Origin of the sequence: Tepidicella baoligensis (assembly GCF_013432195.1) — a bacterium.
Lineage (GTDB): Bacteria > Pseudomonadota > Gammaproteobacteria > Burkholderiales > Burkholderiaceae_C > Tepidicella > Tepidicella baoligensis.
Map to the genome: position 1 here is coordinate 1 of NZ_JACCDB010000016.1, position 22,024 is coordinate 22,024.

The following is a 22,024-nucleotide window of genomic DNA, read 5'->3' on the forward strand; positions in this document are numbered from 1 at the left end:
CATGCTGGGCGCACAAGAAAAGGACCTCCGCAGAGGCCCTTGGGCAAACGGAAGGAACTGGCCTGCGCTTACTGCAACGCCTGCACGCCCGCCACCAGCCAGCCCCCGTTGCCGGCCTTGGGGCGGGTGATGTTCCACACCTCGCGGAAGGGGTTGGGTCCGGCCGAGGGTTCCTCCCGGATCATGCCCGAGAACTCGACGCTGGCCATGTATTCATCATCCAGCTCCTCGATGCCCAGCAGCTGCGCATCCAGCATCACGACTTCCGTCTTGTTGGGGGCACCACCGGACTGCCGCTCGCGGTCGGCCAGCTGGGCCTGGATCTGCTCGATCATCTCGTCGGTCATCATCGCGCGCAGGGCGGGAATGTCGGCACGGTCCCAGGCGTCTTGCAGCTTGATGAAGTTGGCCTTGGACGCGCGCAAAAAGCCTTCGGTATCGAAACCGGCGGGAATGCCCCAGGTCTGCGGGCCGCTGAGGGCAGAGCCGATGAGGCTGCCGCCGTTGCCGGCCGGCTCCTGCTGGCCGAAGGTGCTGTTGCCACGTTCCCACGGGCGTGCCGAGGCATCGTTGCCGACGTTGTTCGGGCTGTAGCTGCGCGCGGCCGCCTGGCCAGCGCCCTGGAATGCCAGCGGGGAAGACTGGGCCGCTGCACGGGAGCGGCGGATCATGCCGATCACCGCGAGGATGGCCACGCCCACCAGCAGCAACAGCAGGAATTGGGCAAACCCTTCACCAAAGCCCAACGCGGAGGCCAGCCAAGCAAGACCGAGACCTGCCGCCAGCCCTCCCAGCATCGCTCCCCAAGGCCGGGAAGCCGGCGCCTGATTCGGCGTGGAGGCAGGCCGGTTGGCGGCGTTCGTGTTCTGGGTCGTGTTTTGCGTCGGCGCCTGGGCCGGCTGGGCCGGGGTGTTGCGCTGCGTCACGTTGCCCGACTGCTTGCCAAACGACATGCCGCCCCCCAGGCGCTTCTGGGCCCAGACCTCCGTAGAGGACAGCACCATCACCAACGCCAGACACACAGACCAGAATTTCATGCTTCTCTCGCTTCTTTCGTCCAATGAGAATCCATCATTCAACACTTGATGCCCACGTGCAAGGCCGTCACGCCCGCGGTCAGGTTGTGCACATCCACATGCCCGAAGCCGGCGCCACGCATCATGGCACGCAAGGTTTCCTGGTCCGGGTGCATGCGGATGGATTCCGCCAGGTAACGGTAGCTGGCTTCGTCTTTCGCCACCCATCGACCCAACTTGGGCAGGATGTTGAAGCTGTACCAGTCGTATGCCTTTTGCAAGGGCGGCGCCACCTTGGAGAACTCCAGCACCATCAGTTTGCCCCCGGGCCTGAGGACTCGATTCATTTCCTGCAGCGCAAGTTCCTTGTGTGTCATGTTGCGCAGCCCAAACGCCACGGTCACGATATCGAACCAGCTGTCGGCAAAGGGCAATTGCTCGGCATCGCAGACCAGCGTGGGCAAAACCACGCCTCGGTCGAGCAGGCGATCGCGGCCCTCACGCAGCATGGATTCATTGATGTCGGTATGCACCACGGTGCCGGTAGGCGCCACCAGCGGCGCGATGGCCAAAGCCAGATCGCCGGTGCCACCCGCGATGTCGAGCACCCGATCGCCGGGGCGCGGGTTGGCCACCGTGATGGTGTAGCGCTTCCACCATCGGTGCAGCCCGGCAGACATCAGGTCGTTCATCAGGTCATAGTGGGACGCGACCGAATCGAACACGCCGCGCACGCGACGCGCCTTGTCACGCTCGTCCACCGTCTCGAATCCGAAATGGGTTTGGCTCATGGGTGCAATGGTAGCCGCTACACGGAACGGCTCAATGGTGGTGCCCGCAGGCCGAAGCGGCTTTGTCGGGCATGGGCGCATCGCGGTCCAGACCGGCCTCGGCCAAGCGGCGCTCGTAGTCGGCCCACAGTTCCTCCTGTTTGGCCCCCAGGAAGTAGAGGTAGTCCCAACTGAAGATGCCGGAGTCGTGTCCGTCTGAGAAGGTGGGTTGAACGGCATAGTTGCCCACCGGCTCCAGCGCCACGATGCCAACGTCGCGCTTGCCGGTTTGCAGCACCTCCTGCCCTGGCCCATGGCCCTGGACTTCGGCCGACGGGGAGTAAATCCGCATCAGCTCGAACGGAATCCGGAAACGGGCCCCGTCGGAAAACGCGATCTCGAGCATGCGGGACTGGGCATGAACCGTGATGTCTTGCGGATAAGGGCTTTGTCTGTCGAGTCCGGCCATGGGTGCTGCTCCTGGGTGTGCCTCTATGAAAGGGATGCTAACGCGGCCGGCCCGTCACGCGGCGGTGCGCGATCGAAACACCCCGCCGGCGATGGCGGCATCGCAAGCGGGCAGGCGCGAGACGATGGCGTCGAGCCGCTCCGGATGAGACGCGCGTCGGGCGGCGGCCCACAGCGGGGCGGGGAAATGGCTGTCCCAGTCGTAGCGGGCAATCACATGCCAATGCAGATGGGGCACCATGTTGCCCAACGAAGCCAGGTTGACCTTGGTCGGCTGCAGGTGCTTGCGCACCGCCCGCTCCACGCCAGCGACCGCCCGCATGAGCAGGCCCTGCTCGGCTTCGGACAAATCGGTCCACTCGGCCACATGGGCATTCCAGATGACGCGGTAGAAACCGGGAAAGCCCGTGGCTTCGGCACCCGTGACACGCACGATACGCAGCTCGGCCTGACGCCACAGCACCCAGCCGCCGTCGTCGGCGCACAACGGGCAGGAAACCGCTTGGCTCACACCAGCACCCGCTCGATACCCCCGGCATTGGCCTGGGCCACGTAGTCGGGCATCCAGTTCGGGCCCAGGATCTGGTTGGCCATTTCCACCACGATGTAGTCGGCCTCCAGCAAGCCGTTGTTCAGGTCGTCGCCATAGCGGCTCAGGCCCTGGTAGCAGCTCGGGCAGCTGGTGAGAATCTTGGTCTTGCCCTGAGGCACGGCCACGCCGTTCTGTTTCGCCAGTTGCGCAAGCTGCTCGGCATTCTTGCGCAGCTCCTCTTCCTTGCGGAAGCGCACCTGGGTCGAGATGTCGGGGCGCGTCACGCCCAGCGTGCCCGACTCACCACAGCAGCGGTCGGCCTTGACCACGGTGTCACCCACCAATGCCTTGACCGTGGCCATCGGGTCTTGCAGCTTCATGGGCGTGTGGCAAGGGTCGTGGTACAGGTAGGCGCCCTTGGCCTCGAGCGTGATGCCCTTTTCCAGCAAGAATTCGTGGATGTCGATGATGCGGCAGCCGGGGAAGATCTTGTCGAACTGGTAGCCCTGCAACTGGTCGTAGCAGGTGCCGCAGCTCACCACCACGGTCTTGATGTCGAGGTAGTTGAGCGTGTTGGCCACGCGGTGGAACAGCACCCGATTGTCGGTGATGATCTTCTCGGCTTTGTCGTACTGGCCACTGCCGCGCTGCGGGTAGCCGCAGCACAGGTAGCCTGGCGGGAGCACGGTCTGTACCCCGGCATGCCAGAGCATGGCCTGGGTGGCCAGGCCCACCTGGCTGAACAGGCGCTCGGAGCCGCAGCCGGGGAAATAGAACACCGCCTCGCTGTCGCTGGTGGTCGTCCGGGGGTTGCGGATGATGGGGACGTAGTTCCTGTCCTCGATGTCGAGCAAGGCGCGCGCCGTCTTTTTCGGCAGTCCACCGGGCAACTTCTTGTTGATGAAGTGGATGACCTGTTCCTTGATCGGAGGAGCCCCGACCGTGGCCGGCGGCGAACTGGTCTGCTTGCGCGCCAAGCCCTTGAGCAGGTTGTGCGCGAAACGCTGCGCCTTGAAGCCCACCCCCACCATGGCGGCCCGGGCCAGCTTGATGGTTTCGGGATTGGTGGCGTTGAGCATGAACATGGCGGCCGCATTGCCCGGACGCCACGTCTTGCGCCCCATCTTGCGCAGCAGGTTGCGCATGTTCATGGACACGTCGCCGAAGTCGATCTTCACCGGACAGGGGCTTTCGCACTTGTGGCAGACGGTGCAATGGTCGGCCACGTCCTCGAACTCCTCCCAATGCTTGATGCTGATGCCGCGGCGGGTTTGCTCCTCGTACAGGAAGGCCTCGATCAGCAACGAGGTGGCCAGGATCTTGTTGCGCGGGCTGTAGAGCAGGTTGGCGCGCGGCACATGGGTCGAGCACACCGGCTTGCACTTGCCGCAGCGCAGGCAGTTTTTCACCGAGTCGGCGATGGCGCCAATGTCGCTCTGCTGCATGATGAGCGACTCATAGCCCATGAGCCCGAAACTGGGGGTGTAAGCCATGCTGAGGTCGGCTCGGCGTTGGTCGGGCTGCTCGAACAGCGCGCCTTGGCGCAACAGCTTGCCCCGGTTGAAGCGGCCATGCGGATCCACCTTCTGCTTGTAGCCGGTGAACGGCGCCAGTTCCTCGTCGGTCAGGTACTGCAGCTTGGTGATGCCGATGCCGTGCTCACCCGAGATCACGCCGTCGAGGCTGCGCGCCAACACCATGATGCGGTCCACCGCCTCGTGCGCGGTCTGCAGCATCTCGTAGTCGTCGCTGTTGACCGGGATGTTGGTGTGCACGTTGCCGTCGCCGGCGTGCATGTGCAGCGCCACCCAGACGCGCCCTTTGAGCACGCGTTTGTGGATCGCCTGGCATTCCTGCAGCACCGGCGCGAACACGCTGCCGGTGAAGATGGCACGCAAGGGTTCGCGGATCTGGGTTTTCCAGCTCGCGCGCAGGGTGTGGTCTTGCAGCTGCTCGAAATACGTGCGCCCGGTGTCGGGCTGGGTCGTGTCCAGCCCATCCATCCATGCTTGCCATTGGGTGCGGGCGGCACGAATGACGCCCAATGCGCGCTCGACGTGCTCCTGCACCGTCTCGGGGCCAGGCATTTCGCCGGCCTCCTCCACCTTGCCCAAAGGCAGGTGGCCGCGCGAGAAAAAAGCCTCCAGCTCGTGCGTGAGCTTGATCTTGTTGCGCAGGCTCAGCTCGATGTTGATGCGCTCGATCCCGAGCGTGTATTCGCCCATGCGCGGCAGAGGGATCACCACGTCCTCGTTGACCTTGAACGCATTGGTGTGCTTGCTGATGGCCGCCGTCTTCTTGCGGTCGGCCCAGAACTTCTTGCGCGCCTCGGGGCTGACGGCAACGAAGCCTTCGCCGGCGCGGCCATTGGCCAGCCGCACCACCTCGCTGGCGGCGCGGGCCACGGCGTCCGGGTCGTCGCCCACGATGTCGCCAATCAGCACCATTTTGGGAAACCCGCCGCGCTTGCTCTTGGTGGAATAGCCCACGGCGCGCAGGTAGCGGTCGTCCAGGTGCTCCAGGCCGGCCAGCAGCGTGCCGCTGCGCTTCTGCTCGGCGAACATGAAGTCCTTGATTTCGACGATCGAGGGCACGGCATCCTTCGGGTTGCCAAAGAACTCCAGGCACACGGTGCGCGTGTGCTCGGGCATGCGGTGCACCACCCAGCGCGCACTGGTGATGAGGCCGTCACAGCCCTCTTTCTGCACACCGGGCAGGCCGCTGAGGAACTTGTCGGTCACGTCCTTGCCCAGGCCTTCCTTGCGGAAGGTCTTGCCGGGAATGTCGAGCCGTTCGGTGCGGATCAGCGTCTTGCCGTCGGCCTCGAAATACTGCAGCTCGAAGCTGGCCACGTCGGCGTCGTGGATCTTGCCCAGGTTGTGACCGATGCGCGTGACCTGCAGCCACTGCGCGTCGGGCGTGACCATGCGCCAGCTGGCCAGATTGTCCAGCGCGGTGCCCCACAGCACGGCCTTCTTGCCGCCCGCGTTCATGGCGATGTTGCCGCCCACGCAGGAGGCTTCGGCACTGGTCGGGTCCACGGCGAACACGAAGCCCGCACGTTCGGCGGCGTCGGCCACCCGCTGGGTCACCACCCCGGCCTCGGTCCAGATCGTGGGGACTTTGTGGTCCACGCCGGGCAGGTCGATCAGCTCGACCTCGGTCATGGCTTCGAGCTTCTCGGTGTTGATGACCGCGCTCTTCCATGTCAGCGGAATGGCACCGCCGGTGTAGCCTGTGCCGCCTCCACGCGGGATGATGGTCAGCTCCAGCTCGATGCAGGCTTGGACCAGGCCGACCATCTCGGCCTCGGTGTCGGGGCACAGCACCACAAAGGGGTATTCGACGCGCCAGTCGGTGGCATCGGTCACATGGCTGACGCGGCTGAGGCCGTCGAATTTGATGTTGTCCTTGGCGGTGTGACGGCGCAGCGCACGCGCCACGCGCTGGCGCAACGCGGCCATGTCGTCGAACCAGCGGGCAAACGCCCGCACGGCCTGTTGCGCAGCAGCGAGCAGCTCACCCACCAGGGCGTCGCGCTCGCCGTCCTCCTGGGGCCGACGGCGCTTTTCCACCTCGCCCAGGCGGTGGTGCAGGGCATCGACCAGCGCGGCGCGGCGCTTGGGGTTGTCCAACAGGTCGTCGTGCAGATAAGGGTTGCGCTGCACCACCCAGATGTCGCCCAGCACCTCGTACAACATGCGGGCCGAGCGGCCGGTGTGGCGTTCCTCGCGCAACTGCTCGAGCACCTGCCAGGCGCGCTCACCCAGCAGGCGAATGACGATCTCCCGATCGGAAAACGAGGTGTAGTTGTACGGGATTTCGCGCAATCGCGGCGTGTCAGGGGCGGCTTCAAGCACATGCTGGAGCGGAATGGGCGCGTTCATATCGGTGGGCACTGGCAGCACAACGCTGGGCCGCAGATGTTACCGCAGCGCAACACCGCCTGGGCGTTCCCAGCGGTATGCACCTATGGCCGACAGGGGCTCGATCAAAGGGAGCGCCGGATCGCCACCGCCGTGCCCAACACCAGCACCAGAGCCGCATAGGTGGACAGCAGCCCATCGCGCCCATGCCACCACAACCCGGCCAGCATGACCACGCCCCCCAGCACCGACAGCAGCAGCCATCCCCACAGCAGGCTCTTCCAGCGCGCCCCCTGAGGCCGGCCGGGTCCGCGGCGCCACCGCACCATCGCCGGGGCCAGCAATGCGGACAAAGCCAGAGCAGGCAGCAACACGTGCAGCAGATGCAGGCCAGCAGCCAGGATGTTCATGCGGATGGCGTTTCCTTGGGAGCGCCGATTTTATAATCGGAGGCTTATGGCAGTCTGGGCGCTCGGCATCAATCATCAGACCGCTCCGCTGGACCTGCGGGGCCGTTTCGCGTTCGCCCTCGACCAACTGCCCTCGACGCTGGCGCGCTTCCGCGCTTCCCTGGCCCGCCAGCCCGAGGCCACGCTGCTGTCCACTTGCAACCGCACCGAAATCTACTGCGCCTGCGACGAACTCGCCGTGGAACCCACGGTGCAGTGGCTCGCCCAGACGGGCGGCGTCTCGCCCCAGGCCCTGCTCGACCACGCTTATGTGCTGCAGGAAAGCGAAGCCGCGCGGCACGCCTTTCGCGTGGCCAGCGGGTTGGACAGCATGGTGCTGGGTGAAGCCCAGATCCTGGGCCAAATGAAAGACGCCGTGCGCGCCGCGGATGCCGCTGGGGCATTGGGCACCACCCTGCACCAGCTGTTCCAGCGCTCTTTCGCCGTGGCCAAGCAGGTGCGCAGTTCCACCGAAATCGGTGCCCACTCGATCAGCATGACGGCCGCCGCCGTCCGCCTGGCCGGGCAGTTGTTCGAAGACCTCAAAGACATTCGGGTGCTGTTCGTGGGCGCCGGCGAGATGATCGAACTCGCCGCCACCCACTTCGCTGCCAAGCACCCCAAGGGCATGGCCATCGCCAACCGCACCCTGGAGCGCGGCGAAAAACTCGCCACCCGCTTCGGCGCCGAGGTGCTGCGGCTCTCCGATCTGCCCGATCGCCTGCACGAATTCGACGCCGTCATCAGCTGCACCGCCTCCACCCTGCCGCTCATCGGCCTGGGCGCGGTCGAGCGCGCCCTGAAAAAACGCCGCCATCGCCCCATGTTCATGGTGGACCTGGCGGTGCCGCGCGACATCGAGGCCGAGGTCAAGGAGCTCGACGACGTCTATCTCTACACTGTGGACGACCTCGCCGCCGTGGTGCAGACCGGCAAGGACAGCAGGCAGGCCGCCGTGGCCCAGGCCGAAGCCATCATCGACGCCGGGGTGCAAAGCTTCATGCACTGGTTGCAGCAGCGCGACCCACGGGTCGGCGTGGTCGGGCTGATCCGCGAACTCAACGCCCAGACCGACGCCTGGCGCGCCGCCGAGCTGGCCCGGGCGCGCAAGCTGTTGGCCAAGGGCGAAGACGTGGAAGTGGTGCTGGAAGCCCTGTCGCGCGGCCTGACCCAGAAAATGCTCCATGGCGCCCTGGCCGAGCTGCATGCTGGCGACGAGCGCACCCGACAGGCGGCCGCCGAGACCGTCTCCCGCCTGTTCCTGCGGGGCACGGGCCGGTCATGAAGCCGTTCGTCCGCGACACGCTCGAGCGCCAACGGCTGCGGCTGCACGAACTCGACGCACTGCTCAGCGCCCCCGACGCCGTGGACGACATCGAGCGATTCCGGCAGCTCACCCGCGAACACGCCGACACCGACGCCGTGGTCCAGCCCTATCTGCGCTACCTGCAACGCGAGGCCGATTGGCATGCAGCCCGCGCCATGGCCCAGGACGACGATCCCGACCTCGCCGCCATGGCCAGGGAGGAAATCGCCGCCGCCGAAGCCGACCTGGCCGCACTGGAAGCGGAGCTGCACGCACGGCTGGTGCCCCGCGACCCGGACGATGAGCGCAACGCCTTTCTCGAAATCAGGGCCGGCACCGGCGGCGACGAAGCCGCCCTGTTCGCCGGCGACCTGGCGCGTATGTACACCCGCTATGCGGAGCGCCAAGGTTGGCGCGTCGAAACCGTCAGCGAGTCCCCGGCCGAACTCGGCGGCTACAAGGAACTGGTGCTGCGCATCGTGGGGCCACGGGCCTATGGCTTGCTGCGCTTCGAATCCGGCGGCCATCGGGTGCAGCGCGTGCCCGTCACCGAAAGCCAGGGCCGCATCCACACCAGCGCCTGCACGGTTGCGGTGATGCCCGAGCCCGACGAGGCCGAGGCCATCCACCTCAACCCGGCCGACCTGCGCATCGACACCTTCCGCGCCAGCGGCGCAGGCGGCCAGCACATCAACAAGACCGACTCCGCCGTGCGGGTGGTGCACCTGCCCACCGGCATCGTCGCCGAATGCCAGGACGGCCGCAGCCAGCACAGCAACAAGGCCAAGGCCCTGCAGGTGCTGCAAGCGCGCCTGCAGGAAAAGGAACGCAGCGAGCGCGCCGCCCGGGAAGCGGCCGAACGCAAGGGCCTGATCGGCAGCGGCGACCGCAGCGACCGCATTCGCACCTACAACTTCCCGCAGGGTCGGCTCACCGACCACCGCATCAACCTGACGCTCTACAAGCTCGGGCTCATCATGGAAGGCGACCTGGACGAGGTGATCCAGGCCCTGCAAGTCGCGCGCGGCGCGGAGCTGATGGCCGAGCTGGAACAACGCGCCGAACAGGCCGCCCTCGGGACCTTGGCGTGACCCTGACGCTGCGCGCCGCTCTGCAGCAGGCTCAACAGCGCGGGTTGGAGCGGCTCGACGCGCAGATCCTGCTGCTGCACGCATTGGGCAAACCCCTGCACGAGCGGGCCTGGTTGATCGCCCACGACAGCGACGCGCTCTCCCCCAGCGAAGAGGAACGCTTCAGCGCCCTGTGCCAGCGGCGCCTGGATGGTGTGCCTGTGGCCTATCTCACGGGCGAACGGGCATTTTTCGGATTGCGCTTGCAGGTCGATGCCCGTGTGCTCGACCCGCGCCCGGACACCGAGACCCTGGTCGAATGGGCGCTGCACGTGCTGGCTCCCCGAGCGGCGCCGCGCGTGCTGGACCTGGGCACCGGCAGCGGCGCCATCGCCCTCGCCCTGCAACACCTGCGCCCCGACGCCGAGGTCTGGGCCGTGGACGCCAGCGCCGACGCCCTCGCCGTGGCCATGGCTAACGCCCAACGCCTGAACCTGCCGGTGCACGGCCTGCACAACCACTGGCTGCGCGACTGGCCTGCCTCGGCCCCCGAACGGTTCGACCTCATCGTCAGCAACCCGCCCTACATCCGTGCCGACGACCCACACCTGCCCGCCCTGCGACACGAACCCGCTCGAGCCCTCGTCGCCGGCGCTGACGGACTGGACGACCTGCGCGAAATCATCGCCACCGCCCCGCGCCACCTCGCCCCCGACGGCTGGCTGCTGCTGGAGCACGGCTGGGACCAAGCCCGCGACGTGGCCGCCCTGCTCCAGGCCCAGGGTTACCACGGCATCCTGCATCGACAGGACCTGGCAGGCCACACCCGCTGCACCGGCGCACAGGCGCCGGCCTGCACGGCGGCGGCCCCGAAGCGATAATGCGGGTTTGTCCCGATTCCCCTCCACCCTCCAGAGAGGCAACCCATGAGCGACGTTCAGCAACGCATCGATCAACTGGTCAAATCCCACGACATCGTGCTTTTCATGAAAGGCACAGCAAGTTTTCCCATGTGTGGCTTTTCCGGCCGCGCGGTCCAGATCCTCAAGGCCTGTGGCGTGGACCCCCGCTCACTGACCACGGTCAACGTGCTGGAAGACCCCGAAATCCGTCAGGGCATCAAAGAGTACAGCCATTGGCCCACCATTCCGCAGCTGTACGTCAGGGGTGAATTCATCGGCGGCTCCGACATCATGATGGAAATGTACGAGTCCGGCGAGCTGCAGCAGGTGCTCGCCGGCTCCGCCGGTTGAACGCTTGGGGCCTCGGGCCGCTAAACGGCCCTCCATGCATCTGTCCATCGGTTTTTCCCCGACGTTGAGCACAGGCACGATTTGTGCTTGAATATTGACAGCGTTGAAAGGAGATCCCGATGAGCACCACCAGCCTCGCCGTCCCCTCTGTAGGGCTGCCGATCGCCCGCATGCGCAATGTGTTCCGCGAAGACGATGTGGAGCGCAAACTCGCCAAGTTGCAGTCCCAGGGCAACGAACGCGAACACGAAAGCCTGCGCAGCACCTATGAACGCATGCTGGAGCGCGGCCCGCAGCGCTTCGCCGTCAAGCCGTCGGGGGTGCCGGACATGGCCCCGCTCTACGAACAGTTGCCCAATTTCGACGCCGCGCTGGACGACGTGAAACGCCACGTGGCGCTGGCTCAAGACAGCCAGGACCACCTGGAAGTCACCCCCATGCTGCTGCTGGGCCCGCCCGGCGTGGGCAAGACCCACTTTGCCCACAAGCTGGCCGAACTCCTGGGCACCACCATGAGCCTGGTGCCCATGAGCTCCATGACCGCCGGCTGGTTGTTGTCGGGCTCCTCGTCCCAATGGAAGGGCGCCAAGCCCGGCAAGGTGTTCGAGGCGCTGGTGGACGGCCAGTACGCCAACCCGGTGATCGTGGTCGATGAAATCGACAAGGCCAGTGCCGACGCCCAGTACGACCCGCTGGGTGCCCTATACAGCCTGCTCGAACACGACACCGCCCAGCGCTTCGTGGATGAATTCGCCGAAGTGCCCATCGACGCCAGCCAGGTGATCTGGATCACCACCGCCAACGACGAACGCGCCATCCCCGAACCCATCCTGAACCGGATGAACGTGTTCCAGATCGAGCCCCCCAGCCCCGAGGCGGCCCGCCAGATCGCCCGCCAGATCTACCAGAACCTGCGCCGGGAGCACGATTGGGGACGGCTGTTTGCCGAAGCCCCCTCGGACGACGTGCTGGACCAGCTCGCCACCCTGGCGCCACGCGAGATGCGCCGCGCCCTCATGACCGGCTTCGGCAACGCACGGCTGGAGCGGCGCGAGGCCATCGAGGTACGCGATCTGCCCAAGACCGGTCACGGCAAGTCGCGCATCGGCTTCCTGGAATAGCGGCGCAAAGCCCGACCACCGCCCATCAGGCCAGTCGCCACTGGCGCTGGGCGGCGAACACGGCGTTCGGGTAGGTGGCGCGGCCCCGGCTGCCGTTGTAGCGCCCCAGCGCCAGGAACAGATCGCCGCCCTCCATGTCCAGGTAGTGGCGCAGGATCACGCAGCCGAAGCGGATGTTGGTCTGCAGGTGAAACAGCTTGGCCGGGTCGCCGTCGCCAATCAAGCGGGCCCAAAACGGCATGATCTGCATGTAGCCGCGCGCGCCCACGGGCGAGATCGCAAATTTGCGAAAAGCGCTTTCCACCTGAATCACCCCCAACACCAGGGATTCCTCCAGCCCGGCCCGGCGGCTTTCGTACCACACGGTTTGCAAGAACTCGATGCGGTCCTGCAGTTGCGGCTTGCGCCGCTGCAACCGGGGGCTGAGCTCACCGAGCCAACGCAGATAGGCGATCCGCGCCTCGGGCGAAACGAATTCGGGTTCGGGCGGCCCGGCAAACTCCACCGCCGCGCGCAAAGCCTGGCGCACCGAATCGGACAGGGGCTCCTCGATCTGGCTGGCCTGCACCCAGGCCGGGCAGGCCCACGCGGTCAAGCCCGCAGCGCCGGCGCGCAAGGCCAACCGGCGCTGCTCGCCTTGGGCAGACAGCCCCGCCACCCGCACCATCTCACACCCCCAGCCTCTCCTTCAGCAGGCCCAGCACCTCGGCCACGGCCACCCGGGTGGCGGCGCGGTCACGGCGGTGCTGGTACTCCACAACGCCTTCCTTCAGGCCCTTGTCGCCAATGGTGACACGGTGCGGCACACCAATCAACTCCCAGTCGGCGAACATGGCCCCGGGGCGCTCGCCGCGGTCGTCCAGCATCACATCCACACCCATGGCGGCGAGCTGGTCATGCAACTGCTCGGCGGCAGCCTTCACGGCGTCGCTCCGGTCCATGCCGATCGGGCAAATCACCACGGTGAACGGGGCGATCGCGTCGGGCCAGATGATGCCACGCTCGTCGTGGTTCTGCTCGATGGCCGCCGCCGGCAGGCGCGTCACGCCGATGCCGTAGCAGCCCATCTCGAAGGGCTTGGGCTTGCCGTCCTCGTCCAGGAAGGTGGCATTCATGGCGCGGCTGTACTTGGTGCCCAGGTAGAACACATGGCCGACCTCGATGCCGCGCTCGATGGCAAGCACCCCCTTGCCGTCGGGCGAGGGGTCGCCCGCCACGACGTTGCGAATATCGGCCACCAGGTCCGGCTCGGGCAGGTCGCGGCCCCAGTTCACGCCGGTGAGGTGGTGGTCCACCTCGTTGGCGCCGCAAATCCAGTCGGCCATCACCGCCACTTCGCGGTCGGCCACCACAGTGACCGGGCGCTTCAGGTTCAACGGCCCCAGGTAGCCGGGCCGGCAGCCGAAGTGCTCGACGATCTCGGCCTCGGTCGCAAAGCGAAAGCCCAGGTCCAGGCCCGGCAGCTTGCCGACCTTGACCTCGTTCATGTCGTGGTCGCCGCGCAGCAGCAGCAGCCACACCGTGGTCTTGACGACTTCGTCGCGCTCGTTGATCTCGTCGGTGGCCAGCACGATGGACTTGACCGTGGTGGACAGCGGCACACCCAAGAACTCGGCCACCTGGGCGCAGGTGCTCTTGCCCGGCGTGGGCGTCTTGACCAGCGGCCGGGACGGGGCCGGGCGCGGCCCCTGCGGCGCCAGCGCCTCGGCCTTTTCGATGTTGGCGGCGTAGTCGCTGCTGGGGCAATAGACGATGGCGTCCTCGCCGGTGGCGGCGATGACCTGGAACTCCTCGCTCAAGTCGCCACCGATGGCGCCGCTGTCGGCGGCCACCGCCCGGTAGGTCAACCCGAAGCGGTCGAAGATGCGGCGGTACGCCTGCGCCATCACCTGATAGCTGGCCTGCGCCGACTCGCGGTCGCGGTCGAAGCTGTAGGCGTCCTTCATGATGAACTCGCGCCCGCGCATCAGGCCGAAGCGCGGCCGCCGCTCGTCGCGGAACTTGGTCTGGATCTGGTAGAAGTTCTTGGGCAGCTGCTTGTAGCTGCGCAGCTCCTGGCGCGCGATGTCGGTCACCACCTCCTCGCTGGTGGGCTGCACCACGAAGTCGCGCTCGTGCCGGTCCTTGATGCGCAGCAGCTCCGGGCCCATCTTGGCGAAGCGCCCGGTCTCCTGCCACAGCTCGGCGGGCTGGACCACGGGCATGGTCAGCTCCACCGCGCCGGCCGCATTCATCTCCTCGCGAATGATCTTCTCCACCTTCTGGATCACCCGCAGGCCCATGGGCATGTAGGTGTAGATGCCGGCGCCGAGCTTTTTGATCATGCCGGCGCGCATCATGAGCTGGTGGCTGATGACCTCGGCATCGGCCGGGGCTTCTTTGAGGGTGGAAATGAAGAACTGGGAGGCTTTCATGGATGGACGACGCACGACCCTGCCGGACGTTGCCGGCCCGAGGGCAAACCTGGGGATTACCCCGGGAGATGCTACCCAAGCCGAAGTCAACGATGCATAATCGAGACAGTTTAAAAATTTGGGGTTGATTATGCTTGACAGAGACGGCTTCAGGCCCAATGTCGGCATCATTCTGCTCAACCAGAAGAATCAGGTGTTCTGGGGCAAGCGCATCCGCACCCACTCCTGGCAGTTTCCGCAGGGCGGCATCGACCGGGGCGAAACCCCGGAACAAGCCATGTACCGCGAACTGCACGAGGAGATCGGCCTCAAGCCAGAGCACGTGACCATCATTGCCCGCACGCGGGACTGGTTGCGCTACGAAGTGCCAGACCGCTTCATCCGCCGGGATGCACGCGGTCACTACAAAGGCCAGAAACAGATCTGGTTTCTGCTGCGGCTGGTCGGTGGCGACTGGAATTTGAACCTGCGCGCCACCAACCACCCGGAGTTCGACGCCTGGCGCTGGAACGACTACTGGGTACCCTTGGATGTGGTGGTCGAGTTCAAACGGGGCGTTTACGAAATGGCCTTGACCGAACTGTCGCGCTACCTGCCCAAGTCAGACCACCGCAACCGCTTCCTGCGTGCCAACGCGCGGCCACGCCAGCCCCGGGCTGCGTCGGCACCGCATCCACATCTCTCGCACCCCCGGGCGATCCCGGCTCACATGGAACTCCCCCCGGGTGCGAGTTACGACCCGGACCCCCAACACCCCCTGGCTGCGCCCGCCGTTGCGCCCGCCCCTACGCCCACGGACACATCACCTTGAAAACCCTTTCCCTGCTGGCTCTCGGTCTGCTTGGCCTGGCCTGCTCGGCCCAGGCCCAATGGCAGGGCGCCGACGAACTCGACTGGAAGGAAAGCGACGTACCGGCGCCGCCCGCCTTCTCGACCGAGCAACTGGTCCCATTCGAAGTCTCCACCCACTCCGAGCTGAGCTACGGACTGGTGCCTGACACCCTGTCGGTTGGCTCCGACGGCGTGGTTCGGTACGTGATGGTCGCCCAGAGCCGCAGCGGCGCCGTGAACGTCTCGTACGAAGGCGTGCGTTGCCAGACCGGCGAAATGAAAACCTATGCCCGCTGGGCGCCGAACCGTTTGCCGTTACCAACACCCTTCTCGGCCACGGAAGGTGAATGGCGCGCCACGGCCCAGGCAGACTGGGTGGGCCTGCGCGATCACCCGGTGGCCAGACCCGCCTGGGCACTGGCCCGCACCGCCCTGTGCGAAGGGTCCACGGTCAACGGCAACCCCCAGCGCATGCTGCGCGACCTGCGCCTGGGCCGGTCACGGCGCGACTGAGCTCACGCCACCCGGGTGAGCACCAAGTTGTCGCGGTGGATCATCTCGGGCTCGGCGGCATAGCCCAGCAGGCGCTCGAAATCGGCAGATGACTTGCGGCACAGCAGCCGCGCCTCGGCAGCCGAATAATTGGCCAGCCCACGGGCCACTTCGGCCCCCCGCAGATCGCGGATCGCGATCACGTCGCCCCGCGAGAAATCGCCCTCCACCCCGGTCATGCCGATCGGCAACAGGCTCTTGCCCTCCTGCACGATCTTGGCCACGGCGCCATCGTCCACCATCACCGCGCCGCGCAATTGCAGATGATCGGCCATCCACTGCTTGCGCGCCTGTTTTTTGGGCATGTCGGCGATCAGGCAGGTGCCGATGGGCTCGCCCGCCAGCAGGCGCAGCAGCGCGTTCGGCTCCCGCCCCCATGCAATGACGGTGGAAGCCCCTGAACCCGCCGCCCGCTTGGCCGCGAGGATCTTGGTGATCATGCCCCCGGTGCCGATGCGCGAACCGGCACCACCGGCCATTTCCTCCAGCTTGGGGTCACCGGCGCGCGCCACGTGCACGAACCGGGCGGTCGGGTCCTTGCGCGGGTCGGCGGTGTAGAGGCCTTTCTGGTCGGTCAGAATGACCAGCACGTCTGCCTCCACCAGGTTGGCCACCAGCGCACCGAGGGTATCGTTGTCGCCGAATTTGATCTCGTCGTTGACCACCGTGTCGTTTTCGTTGATCACGGGCACCACCCGGTGCTCCAGCAACGTCAGCAGCGTGGAGCGGGCATTGAGGTAGCGCTCGCGGTCGGCCAGGTCGGCGTGGGTGAGCAGCACCTGGGCACTGCGCAGGCCCAGTTCGCGCAGCTTGGTCTCGTACATCTGCACCAAGCCCATCTGGCCCACGGCGGCGGCGGCTTGCAGCTCGTTGATTTCTTTCGGGCGCTTGACCCAGCCCAGGCGCTTCATGCCTTCGGCAATCGCGCCGCTGCTGACCATGATCACCTCGCGCCCCTCTTGCACCAGGGCGCTGAGCTGCTGGCTCCATTGGCCAATGGCGGCCTCGTCCAAGCCCTTGCCCTCGTTGGTCACCAGGCTGGAGCCGACCTTGACCACGATGCGGCGCGCCGCTCGCAGCACATCGGCGGGAGCGGCCTGCGGGGCGGCCACGGCAAGCGCGGGGGACTCGACGGTCATGATGCAGTCATTCACGGAAACGGGGGTCCACATGGACGGCGGGCTTTTCCGCGTCACGGGTTGCCGCCAAGTGCTGGAAGATTTTCTGCACCAGCGGCTCGCAGCCTTCGCGGGTCAGGGCCGAAATCTCGAACACCGGGCCTTTGTAGCGCAAGCGCCTGACGAAGTCCTTCACCCGCGCCTCACGCTCCTCGGCCGGCACCATGTCCAGCTTGTTGAGCACCAGCCAGCGCGGCTTGGCATGGAGTTCGGGATCGTATTTCTTGAGCTCCTCGACGATGGCCTTGGCCTGTGCCACCGGGTCCACCGTCTCGTCGAACGGGGCCAGGTCCACGATGTGCAACAACAATCGGGTGCGCTGCAAATGGCGCAAGAACTGGTGGCCCAGCCCGGCGCCTTCGGACGCCCCTTCGATCAGGCCCGGCACGTCGGCGATGACGAAGCTCTTTTCCGGCCCCACGCGCACCACGCCCAGGTTGGGGTGCAGCGTGGTGAAGGGGTAGTCGGCGATCTTGGGTCGGGCGTTGGAGACGGCCGCGATGAAGGTGGACTTCCCGGCGTTGGGCATGCCCAGCAGGCCCACATCGGCCAGCACCTTGAGTTCGAGCTGCAGGTTGAACCGCTCCCCCGGATGACCGAGGGTTTTCTGGCGCGGGGCGCGGTTGATGGCACTCTTGAAGCGCAGGTTCCCGAAACCGCCGTCGCCCCCCCTGGCGATCAGAATCTTCTCGCCCGGGCGCAGCAGTTCGTGCATCACCTCGCCGGTATCGGCGTTGCGGATGATGGTGCCCACCGGCATTTTGAGGACGATGTCTTCCCCCTTGGCACCAAACATGTCGGAGCCCTTGCCATGTTCGCCGCGCGGGGCCTCGAACTTGCGGGAGTAGCGAAAGTCGATCAGGGTGTTGAGGTTTTCGTCGGCCAAGGCCCAGACATGGCCACCCCGGCCGCCATCGCCGCCGTCGGGGCCGCCGAATTCCTTGTATTTCTCGTGCCGGAACGACGCGCAGCCATTGCCGCCGTCACCGGCGGCGACCTCGATGTAGGCCTCGTCAACAAACTTCATGGCTGGATTGTCCCTGAAACGAAGAAACACAAAAGGCCCGCAAGCGCGGGCCCTTGGCATGCCGGGGCAGCCGCAGCCGCCTCAGCAGGTCGTCACGCGGGGGTGACGAAAACCGTCTTGCGGTTCAGCGCCCCCTTGGTGGCGAAGCTGACCTTGCCGTCCACGGTGGCGAAGATGGTGTGGTCTTTACCCACGCCCGTGCCGGTACCGGCATGGAACTTGGTGCCGCGCTGGCGCACGATGATGGCGCCTGCCGACACTTCCTGGCCGCCGAACACCTTCACGCCCAGCATCTTGGGCTTGGAGTCGCGACCGTTGCGGGTGGAGCCGCCGCCTTTTTTCTGTGCCATGGTGTGCTACTCCTTAGCCGTTGATCGAGCCGATCTGCAGCTCGGTGAAGTTTTGACGATGGCCCTGGCGCTTCTGGTAGTGCTTGCGACGGCGCATCTTGAAGATGCGCACCTTGTCGCCACGACCGTGGCCGACCACAGTGGCCGTGACCGTTGCGCCGGAGACCAAGGGGGTGCCCACCTTGATGCTGTCGCCGTTGCCGACGGCCAACACCTGGTCGATCACGATCTCTTGGCCCACGTCCGCAGCAATCTGTTCTACTTTCAATTTTTCGCCAACGGCAACGCGATACTGCTTGCCGCCGGTTTTTATGACCGCGTACATAGGTAACCTCAAATGGTGATTCCAGCGAACGGATTTCCGCTGAACTGTGCATTATAGTTGCGCAGATCGGCTTTTGCAAGCCAAAGTCGGCCTTCAACGCTTGGGTTTGCGGGCAAGGGCGCGGGTCAATGCAAAGCGGCCAGCGCGGCTTCGGGCGCTTTGTCCAATACCTTCAGCAAGGCCTTGGCAGCACCGGTTGGACAGCGTTTTCCCTGTTCCCAGTTCCTGATCGTGTCTAGTGAAACGTCAATGCGCTCGGCAAACTCCGCCTGGCTAAACCCCAGTCGCCGGCGTACGCGGCGCGCAAACTTGGCGGCATCCTGCATGGCCTCTGCGTCATCGGCGGCTTTATGCTTGGCAATATCAGCCTCGGTCGTTGCATCCACCCGCGCGGCGTCCATCCGGCCCACTGGCTTGGCCATCGGATTTTGTACGTCAATCGTCATGCGAACGGTTTTCATAGCGCTTCACCTCTCGTGAGTTGGCTTTTCGAGCAGAGATGATTCGGATCGCATCATGACGCAGTGTGTAAACGAGGACGAACAGGCGACCATCGATACGCCCAATCAGCTGATAGCGATCTTCGCCATAGCTGTGACGAGTGTCTCGCCGGATGATCCGGTCCGGATCAGCAAAGGCTGACGCTGCGTAAGCGAAATCAAACCCTCGATCCCGAAAACAAGCATCGCTCTTGCCTTCATCCCACTCGAAATTCATGGGCAAAGTGTAGTTCAATGAACGACTTTAGGCAAGCCCATCGGCGTCGGCCTTCAACGCTGATGCGGTCAGTCTCAACCTGCGACTCCCAACGCCTGCGCCTCGGCCTCCTGCTCTAGGTACACCCAGTCCACGATGTCGTCGCCGGGGGTGTAGCCGGCCACCAGTTGCTGCATCATCAAGCGAATCACGCCCACGTCGTTCACGTTCAGAGCGATTTCCAGCGCGTTGAGCTTGGCCTCGAATTCGGCCCAGGGGATGAACTCCTCGTGGGCTTTCATGATGCGCGGGTGCAAGGTCGGCTTGGGGTTGTCGCCGATCAGCAGCTCTTCGTAGAGCTTTTCGCCGGGGCGCAGGCCGGTCACGGCGATCTCGATGTCGCCCTCGGGGTTTTGCTCGTCCTTCACCGTCAGGCCCGAGAGTTCCACCATGCGCCGCGCCAGCTCCATGATCTNGTAGAGCTTTTCGCCGGGGCGCAGGCCGGTCACGGCGATCTCGATGTCGCCCTCGGGGTTTTGCTCGTCCTTCACCGTCAGGCCCGAGAGTTCCACCATGCGCCGCGCCAGCTCCATGATCTTCACCGGCTCGCCCATGTCCAGCACGAACACGTCGCCGCCCTTGGCCATGGCACCGGCCTGGATGACCAGCTGCGCTGCCTCCGGAATGGTCATGAAGTAGCGCGTCACCTCCGGGTGGGTGAGCGTGATCGGCCCGCCGTCGCGGATCTGCTGGCGGAACCTGGGCACCACCGAACCCGACGAGTCCAGCACATTACCGAAGCGCACCATGCTGAACGTGGTGCCGGTTTGCGTGGCGGCCAGCGCCTGCAGGGCCATTTCGGCCAGGCGCTTGCTGGCGCCCATCACATTGGTGGGGCGCACCGCCTTGTCGGTGCTGATGAGCACAAAATCCCTCACACCGGCCTCCATGGCCGCCTGGGCGGTGCGCAGCGTGCCCAGCACGTTGTTCTTGATGCCCGCCGCCGGGTTGTGCTCCACCAGCGGCACAAGCTTATACGCGGAGGCGTGGTAAACCGTGTCCGGGTGCCAGGTGGACATGATTTCGCGCATGCGGTCGCCATCTTGTACCGAGGCCAGCAGGGGCACCAGCACGGGGGCCTGAGGCGCCGTCTGCGAGGCCAGCTTTTGTTCCAACTCCTGGTGAATGGCGTACAGGGCGAATTCGCTCTGCTCGACCAGCAGCAACTTGGCCGGTGCCACGGCCAGAATCTGGCGGCACAGTTCGCTGCCGATGGAGCCTCCCGCTCCCGTCACCAGCACCACCTTACCCACGATGTTCTTGGCCAGCAGGATGTGGTTGGGCGCGACGGGCTCGCGGCCCAGCAGATCGTCGATGTCGAGTTCCCGCAGGTCCGAGATGCTCACCTTGCCCTGGGCCAGATCGGTCACACTAGGCAGGGTGCGCACGGCCACATGGGCGCTGCGGATATGGCTCAGTATCTCGTTGCGACGCCGTCGTGACAGGCTGGGCATGGCCAGCAGCACGTCGTTGATGTTCAGCGTGGTGACCAGTTGATCCAGATCGTCCGGGTTGTAGATGGGATAACCGTCGAGTACATGGCCGTGCAGGCGATCATCGTCGTCCAAGAAGCCCACCACCGGAAGAGAGTTCCGATGCGGCTGTAGATTACTTGAACAACTTGCTTGAAAGGATTAACGAATGAGGCAAACGTCGCCGAAATCCGTCACACCGCATTCGCGGAACTCGCAACTGGTGCCGGGTGAACGGACGGGTACAACCAACCAGCGGCTTATGGCAGTGCTCGGGGTAAAAGGGTTGGAAAGGGAATGAACGTTTTGCTGGTGGCGTTTCTGGTGAGTTTTCTGGTGACGCTGGGGGTTACGGCTCGTAGCTTGCGCCAAATCCACGAAAAAGGCTGATGGACAATCTGGGTTGAACGTTATTAACGCAAGCTGTCGAAGCACGCTACCGCCCTGCCGTTTCACGATCGGCAAGCGCGGTCAGGGGGTTCAGCTGGGGATTCCGGGCTTTTGTGAGAGCAGCACAGTGCTGCAAAAGCCCGATAGGGTGCGATATTGTGCCACAGCGGCATGGCACTGAAAAAAGCGCCGGCTTTGCTTCAGCCGACCTTGCGCAGGTGGGCTGGGGCAACCCGCACCTGTACTTGCTTGGAGAGCAGTTCGATCAACACCATGACGCGGCGCTCGCCATCGGCCATGTGGTAGATGCCTTCGATGCCGGCAAAGGGGGCTTCCGTCAGGCGGACACGGCCGCCCGGTTGGAACAGCCGCTGCGGCGCGGCCTGAACCGCTGCCTCTTGCGCCCGCAGGGCATCGACCAGGCTGTCGGCCACCTTGGCCGGCTCGCCTCCAAAGCTCACCAAACGGCTGACGCCTTTGGTCGAACGGATGGGCGCCCAGCTTGGGGCCGAATCCCCCTGGCCCAGGCGAATGAACAGGTAACGTGGAAACAGGGGTTGGTCCGTCACCTTCAGCATGCCCTGGCAGAGCTTCTCAACTGGGAGGGTGGGCAGATAGCACTCGAACCCTTGGCGCTGGAGGTTTTCCAGGGCGCATTTTTCCTGTCTGGGTTTGGTATGGACGAGATACCAGTGCATGACCACCTCCGCTGGCTGTTTTAATGGTCAGCATTGTACGTCCGCCAGCCGGGGGCTGGGGCATTGACTGATGGTGGCGCGGCTGGCGGGGATCGAACCCACGACCCTTGGCTTCGGAGGCCAATACTCTATCCACTGAGCTACAGCCGCTGGACCAGCCTGGATTCTAGCAGGCGCCAA

The 22,024-nt window shown here is 65.4% G+C and carries 22 protein-coding genes, 1 tRNA gene and 1 pseudogene; 7 read left to right on the forward strand and 17 right to left on the reverse strand.

Annotated features, from left to right (window positions below; all coding sequences use genetic code 11):
* Window positions 1–68: 68 nt before the first annotated feature.
* From HZS63_RS12540 to HZS63_RS12565, 6 genes are all read right to left on the reverse strand, one after another.
* A complete protein-coding gene (locus tag HZS63_RS12540; protein WP_180684353.1) occupies window positions 69–1,037 on the reverse strand; it encodes a Tim44 domain-containing protein in 969 nt (322 codons plus the stop codon).
* Between the two features lie 38 nt (window positions 1,038–1,075).
* A complete protein-coding gene (gene ubiE, locus HZS63_RS12545) occupies window positions 1,076–1,807 on the reverse strand; it encodes a bifunctional demethylmenaquinone methyltransferase/2-methoxy-6-polyprenyl-1,4-benzoquinol methylase UbiE (RefSeq protein WP_180684354.1) in 732 nt (243 codons plus the stop codon).
* 31 nt (window positions 1,808–1,838) lie between these two features.
* Entirely contained in the window at window positions 1,839–2,255 is a 417-nt protein-coding gene (locus HZS63_RS12550; RefSeq protein WP_180684355.1) for a gamma-butyrobetaine hydroxylase family protein, read from the reverse strand.
* 54 nt (window positions 2,256–2,309) lie between these two features.
* Window positions 2,310–2,765 (reverse strand): HIT domain-containing protein, encoded by a 456-nt coding sequence (locus tag HZS63_RS12555; RefSeq protein ID WP_180684356.1) that lies wholly within the window; start codon window positions 2,763–2,765, stop codon window positions 2,310–2,312.
* Window positions 2,762–6,673, reverse strand: a complete 3,912-nt coding sequence (locus tag HZS63_RS12560; RefSeq protein WP_180684357.1) for a DUF3683 domain-containing protein — start codon at window positions 6,671–6,673, stop codon at window positions 2,762–2,764. The genes HZS63_RS12555 and HZS63_RS12560 overlap by 4 nt, the downstream gene beginning before the upstream one ends.
* A gap of 104 nt (window positions 6,674–6,777) precedes the next feature.
* Window positions 6,778–7,062, reverse strand: a complete 285-nt coding sequence (locus tag HZS63_RS12565) for a hypothetical protein (protein ID WP_180684358.1) — start codon at window positions 7,060–7,062, stop codon at window positions 6,778–6,780.
* Window positions 7,063–7,108: 46 nt separating this feature from the next.
* Here HZS63_RS12565 and hemA point away from each other — a divergent pair, with 46 nt between their 5' ends.
* From hemA to HZS63_RS12590, 5 genes are all read left to right on the forward strand, one after another.
* Window positions 7,109–8,386, forward strand: a complete 1,278-nt coding sequence (hemA, locus tag HZS63_RS12570; protein WP_180684359.1) for a glutamyl-tRNA reductase — start codon at window positions 7,109–7,111, stop codon at window positions 8,384–8,386.
* The gene (gene prfA / locus HZS63_RS12575) at window positions 8,383–9,498 is read left to right on the forward strand and encodes a peptide chain release factor 1 (RefSeq protein ID WP_180684360.1); all 1,116 of its coding nucleotides are present in this window, start codon (window positions 8,383–8,385) and stop codon (window positions 9,496–9,498) included. Before hemA ends, prfA begins: the two co-directional genes overlap by 4 nt.
* On the forward strand, window positions 9,495–10,358 hold the full coding sequence (gene prmC / locus HZS63_RS12580) for a peptide chain release factor N(5)-glutamine methyltransferase (RefSeq protein WP_180684361.1): 864 nt from the start codon (window positions 9,495–9,497) through the stop codon (window positions 10,356–10,358). Before prfA ends, prmC begins: the two co-directional genes overlap by 4 nt.
* 45 nt (window positions 10,359–10,403) lie before the next feature.
* Window positions 10,404–10,730 (forward strand): Grx4 family monothiol glutaredoxin, encoded by a 327-nt coding sequence (gene grxD, locus HZS63_RS12585; protein WP_180684362.1) that lies wholly within the window; start codon window positions 10,404–10,406, stop codon window positions 10,728–10,730.
* A 119-nt stretch (window positions 10,731–10,849) separates the two neighbouring features.
* On the forward strand, window positions 10,850–11,851 hold the full coding sequence (locus HZS63_RS12590) for an AAA family ATPase (protein ID WP_180684363.1): 1,002 nt from the start codon (window positions 10,850–10,852) through the stop codon (window positions 11,849–11,851).
* Window positions 11,852–11,876: 25 nt separating this feature from the next.
* On the opposite strand, the gene HZS63_RS12595 is transcribed toward HZS63_RS12590, so the two are convergent.
* Together HZS63_RS12595 and HZS63_RS12600 are read right to left on the reverse strand one after the other, a co-directional pair.
* On the reverse strand, window positions 11,877–12,509 hold the full coding sequence (locus tag HZS63_RS12595; RefSeq protein WP_425505963.1) for a lytic transglycosylase domain-containing protein: 633 nt from the start codon (window positions 12,507–12,509) through the stop codon (window positions 11,877–11,879).
* Between the two features lie 10 nt (window positions 12,510–12,519).
* Window positions 12,520–14,265 carry a proline--tRNA ligase gene (locus tag HZS63_RS12600; RefSeq protein WP_180684365.1) on the reverse strand — a complete coding sequence of 582 codons (1,746 nt, stop codon included), beginning with the start codon at window positions 14,263–14,265 and terminating at the stop codon, window positions 12,520–12,522.
* Between the two features lie 130 nt (window positions 14,266–14,395).
* Here HZS63_RS12600 and HZS63_RS12605 point away from each other — a divergent pair, with 130 nt between their 5' ends.
* A complete protein-coding gene (locus HZS63_RS12605; RefSeq protein WP_180684366.1) occupies window positions 14,396–15,076 on the forward strand; it encodes an RNA pyrophosphohydrolase in 681 nt (226 codons plus the stop codon).
* Entirely contained in the window at window positions 15,073–15,609 is a 537-nt protein-coding gene (locus HZS63_RS12610) for a CNP1-like family protein (protein WP_219339191.1), read from the forward strand. Before HZS63_RS12605 ends, HZS63_RS12610 begins: the two co-directional genes overlap by 4 nt.
* Before the next feature lie 2 nt (window positions 15,610–15,611).
* Here the strand turns inward: HZS63_RS12610 and proB are convergent, their stop codons facing one another.
* The 9 genes and pseudogenes from proB to HZS63_RS12655 form a co-directional block, all read right to left on the reverse strand.
* Window positions 15,612–16,787, reverse strand: a complete 1,176-nt coding sequence (gene proB / locus HZS63_RS12615) for a glutamate 5-kinase (RefSeq protein ID WP_180684367.1) — start codon at window positions 16,785–16,787, stop codon at window positions 15,612–15,614.
* Between the two features lie 7 nt (window positions 16,788–16,794).
* A complete protein-coding gene (gene cgtA / locus HZS63_RS12620; RefSeq protein ID WP_180684368.1) occupies window positions 16,795–17,853 on the reverse strand; it encodes an Obg family GTPase CgtA in 1,059 nt (352 codons plus the stop codon).
* A 92-nt stretch (window positions 17,854–17,945) separates the two neighbouring features.
* Complete coding sequence (gene rpmA / locus HZS63_RS12625) at window positions 17,946–18,203, reverse strand: 50S ribosomal protein L27 (protein WP_180684369.1); 258 nt, start codon at window positions 18,201–18,203, stop codon at window positions 17,946–17,948.
* Between the two features lie 13 nt (window positions 18,204–18,216).
* On the reverse strand, window positions 18,217–18,528 hold the full coding sequence (rplU, locus tag HZS63_RS12630; protein ID WP_180684370.1) for a 50S ribosomal protein L21: 312 nt from the start codon (window positions 18,526–18,528) through the stop codon (window positions 18,217–18,219).
* A gap of 125 nt (window positions 18,529–18,653) precedes the next feature.
* Entirely contained in the window at window positions 18,654–18,989 is a 336-nt protein-coding gene (locus HZS63_RS12635) for a helix-turn-helix domain-containing protein (RefSeq protein ID WP_180684371.1), read from the reverse strand.
* Window positions 18,964–19,245 (reverse strand): BrnT family toxin, encoded by a 282-nt coding sequence (locus HZS63_RS12640; protein ID WP_180684372.1) that lies wholly within the window; start codon window positions 19,243–19,245, stop codon window positions 18,964–18,966. The genes HZS63_RS12635 and HZS63_RS12640 overlap by 26 nt, the downstream gene beginning before the upstream one ends.
* Before the next feature lie 74 nt (window positions 19,246–19,319).
* Window positions 19,320–20,876, reverse strand: a pseudogene (locus tag HZS63_RS12645) (polysaccharide biosynthesis protein); the annotation flags it as partial.
* A gap of 470 nt (window positions 20,877–21,346) precedes the next feature.
* The gene (gene rfaH / locus HZS63_RS12650; protein WP_180684374.1) at window positions 21,347–21,844 is read right to left on the reverse strand and encodes a transcription/translation regulatory transformer protein RfaH; all 498 of its coding nucleotides are present in this window, start codon (window positions 21,842–21,844) and stop codon (window positions 21,347–21,349) included.
* A gap of 74 nt (window positions 21,845–21,918) precedes the next feature.
* Window positions 21,919–21,994, reverse strand: a tRNA-Arg gene (locus HZS63_RS12655).
* Between the last annotated feature and the right edge of the window lie 30 nt (window positions 21,995–22,024).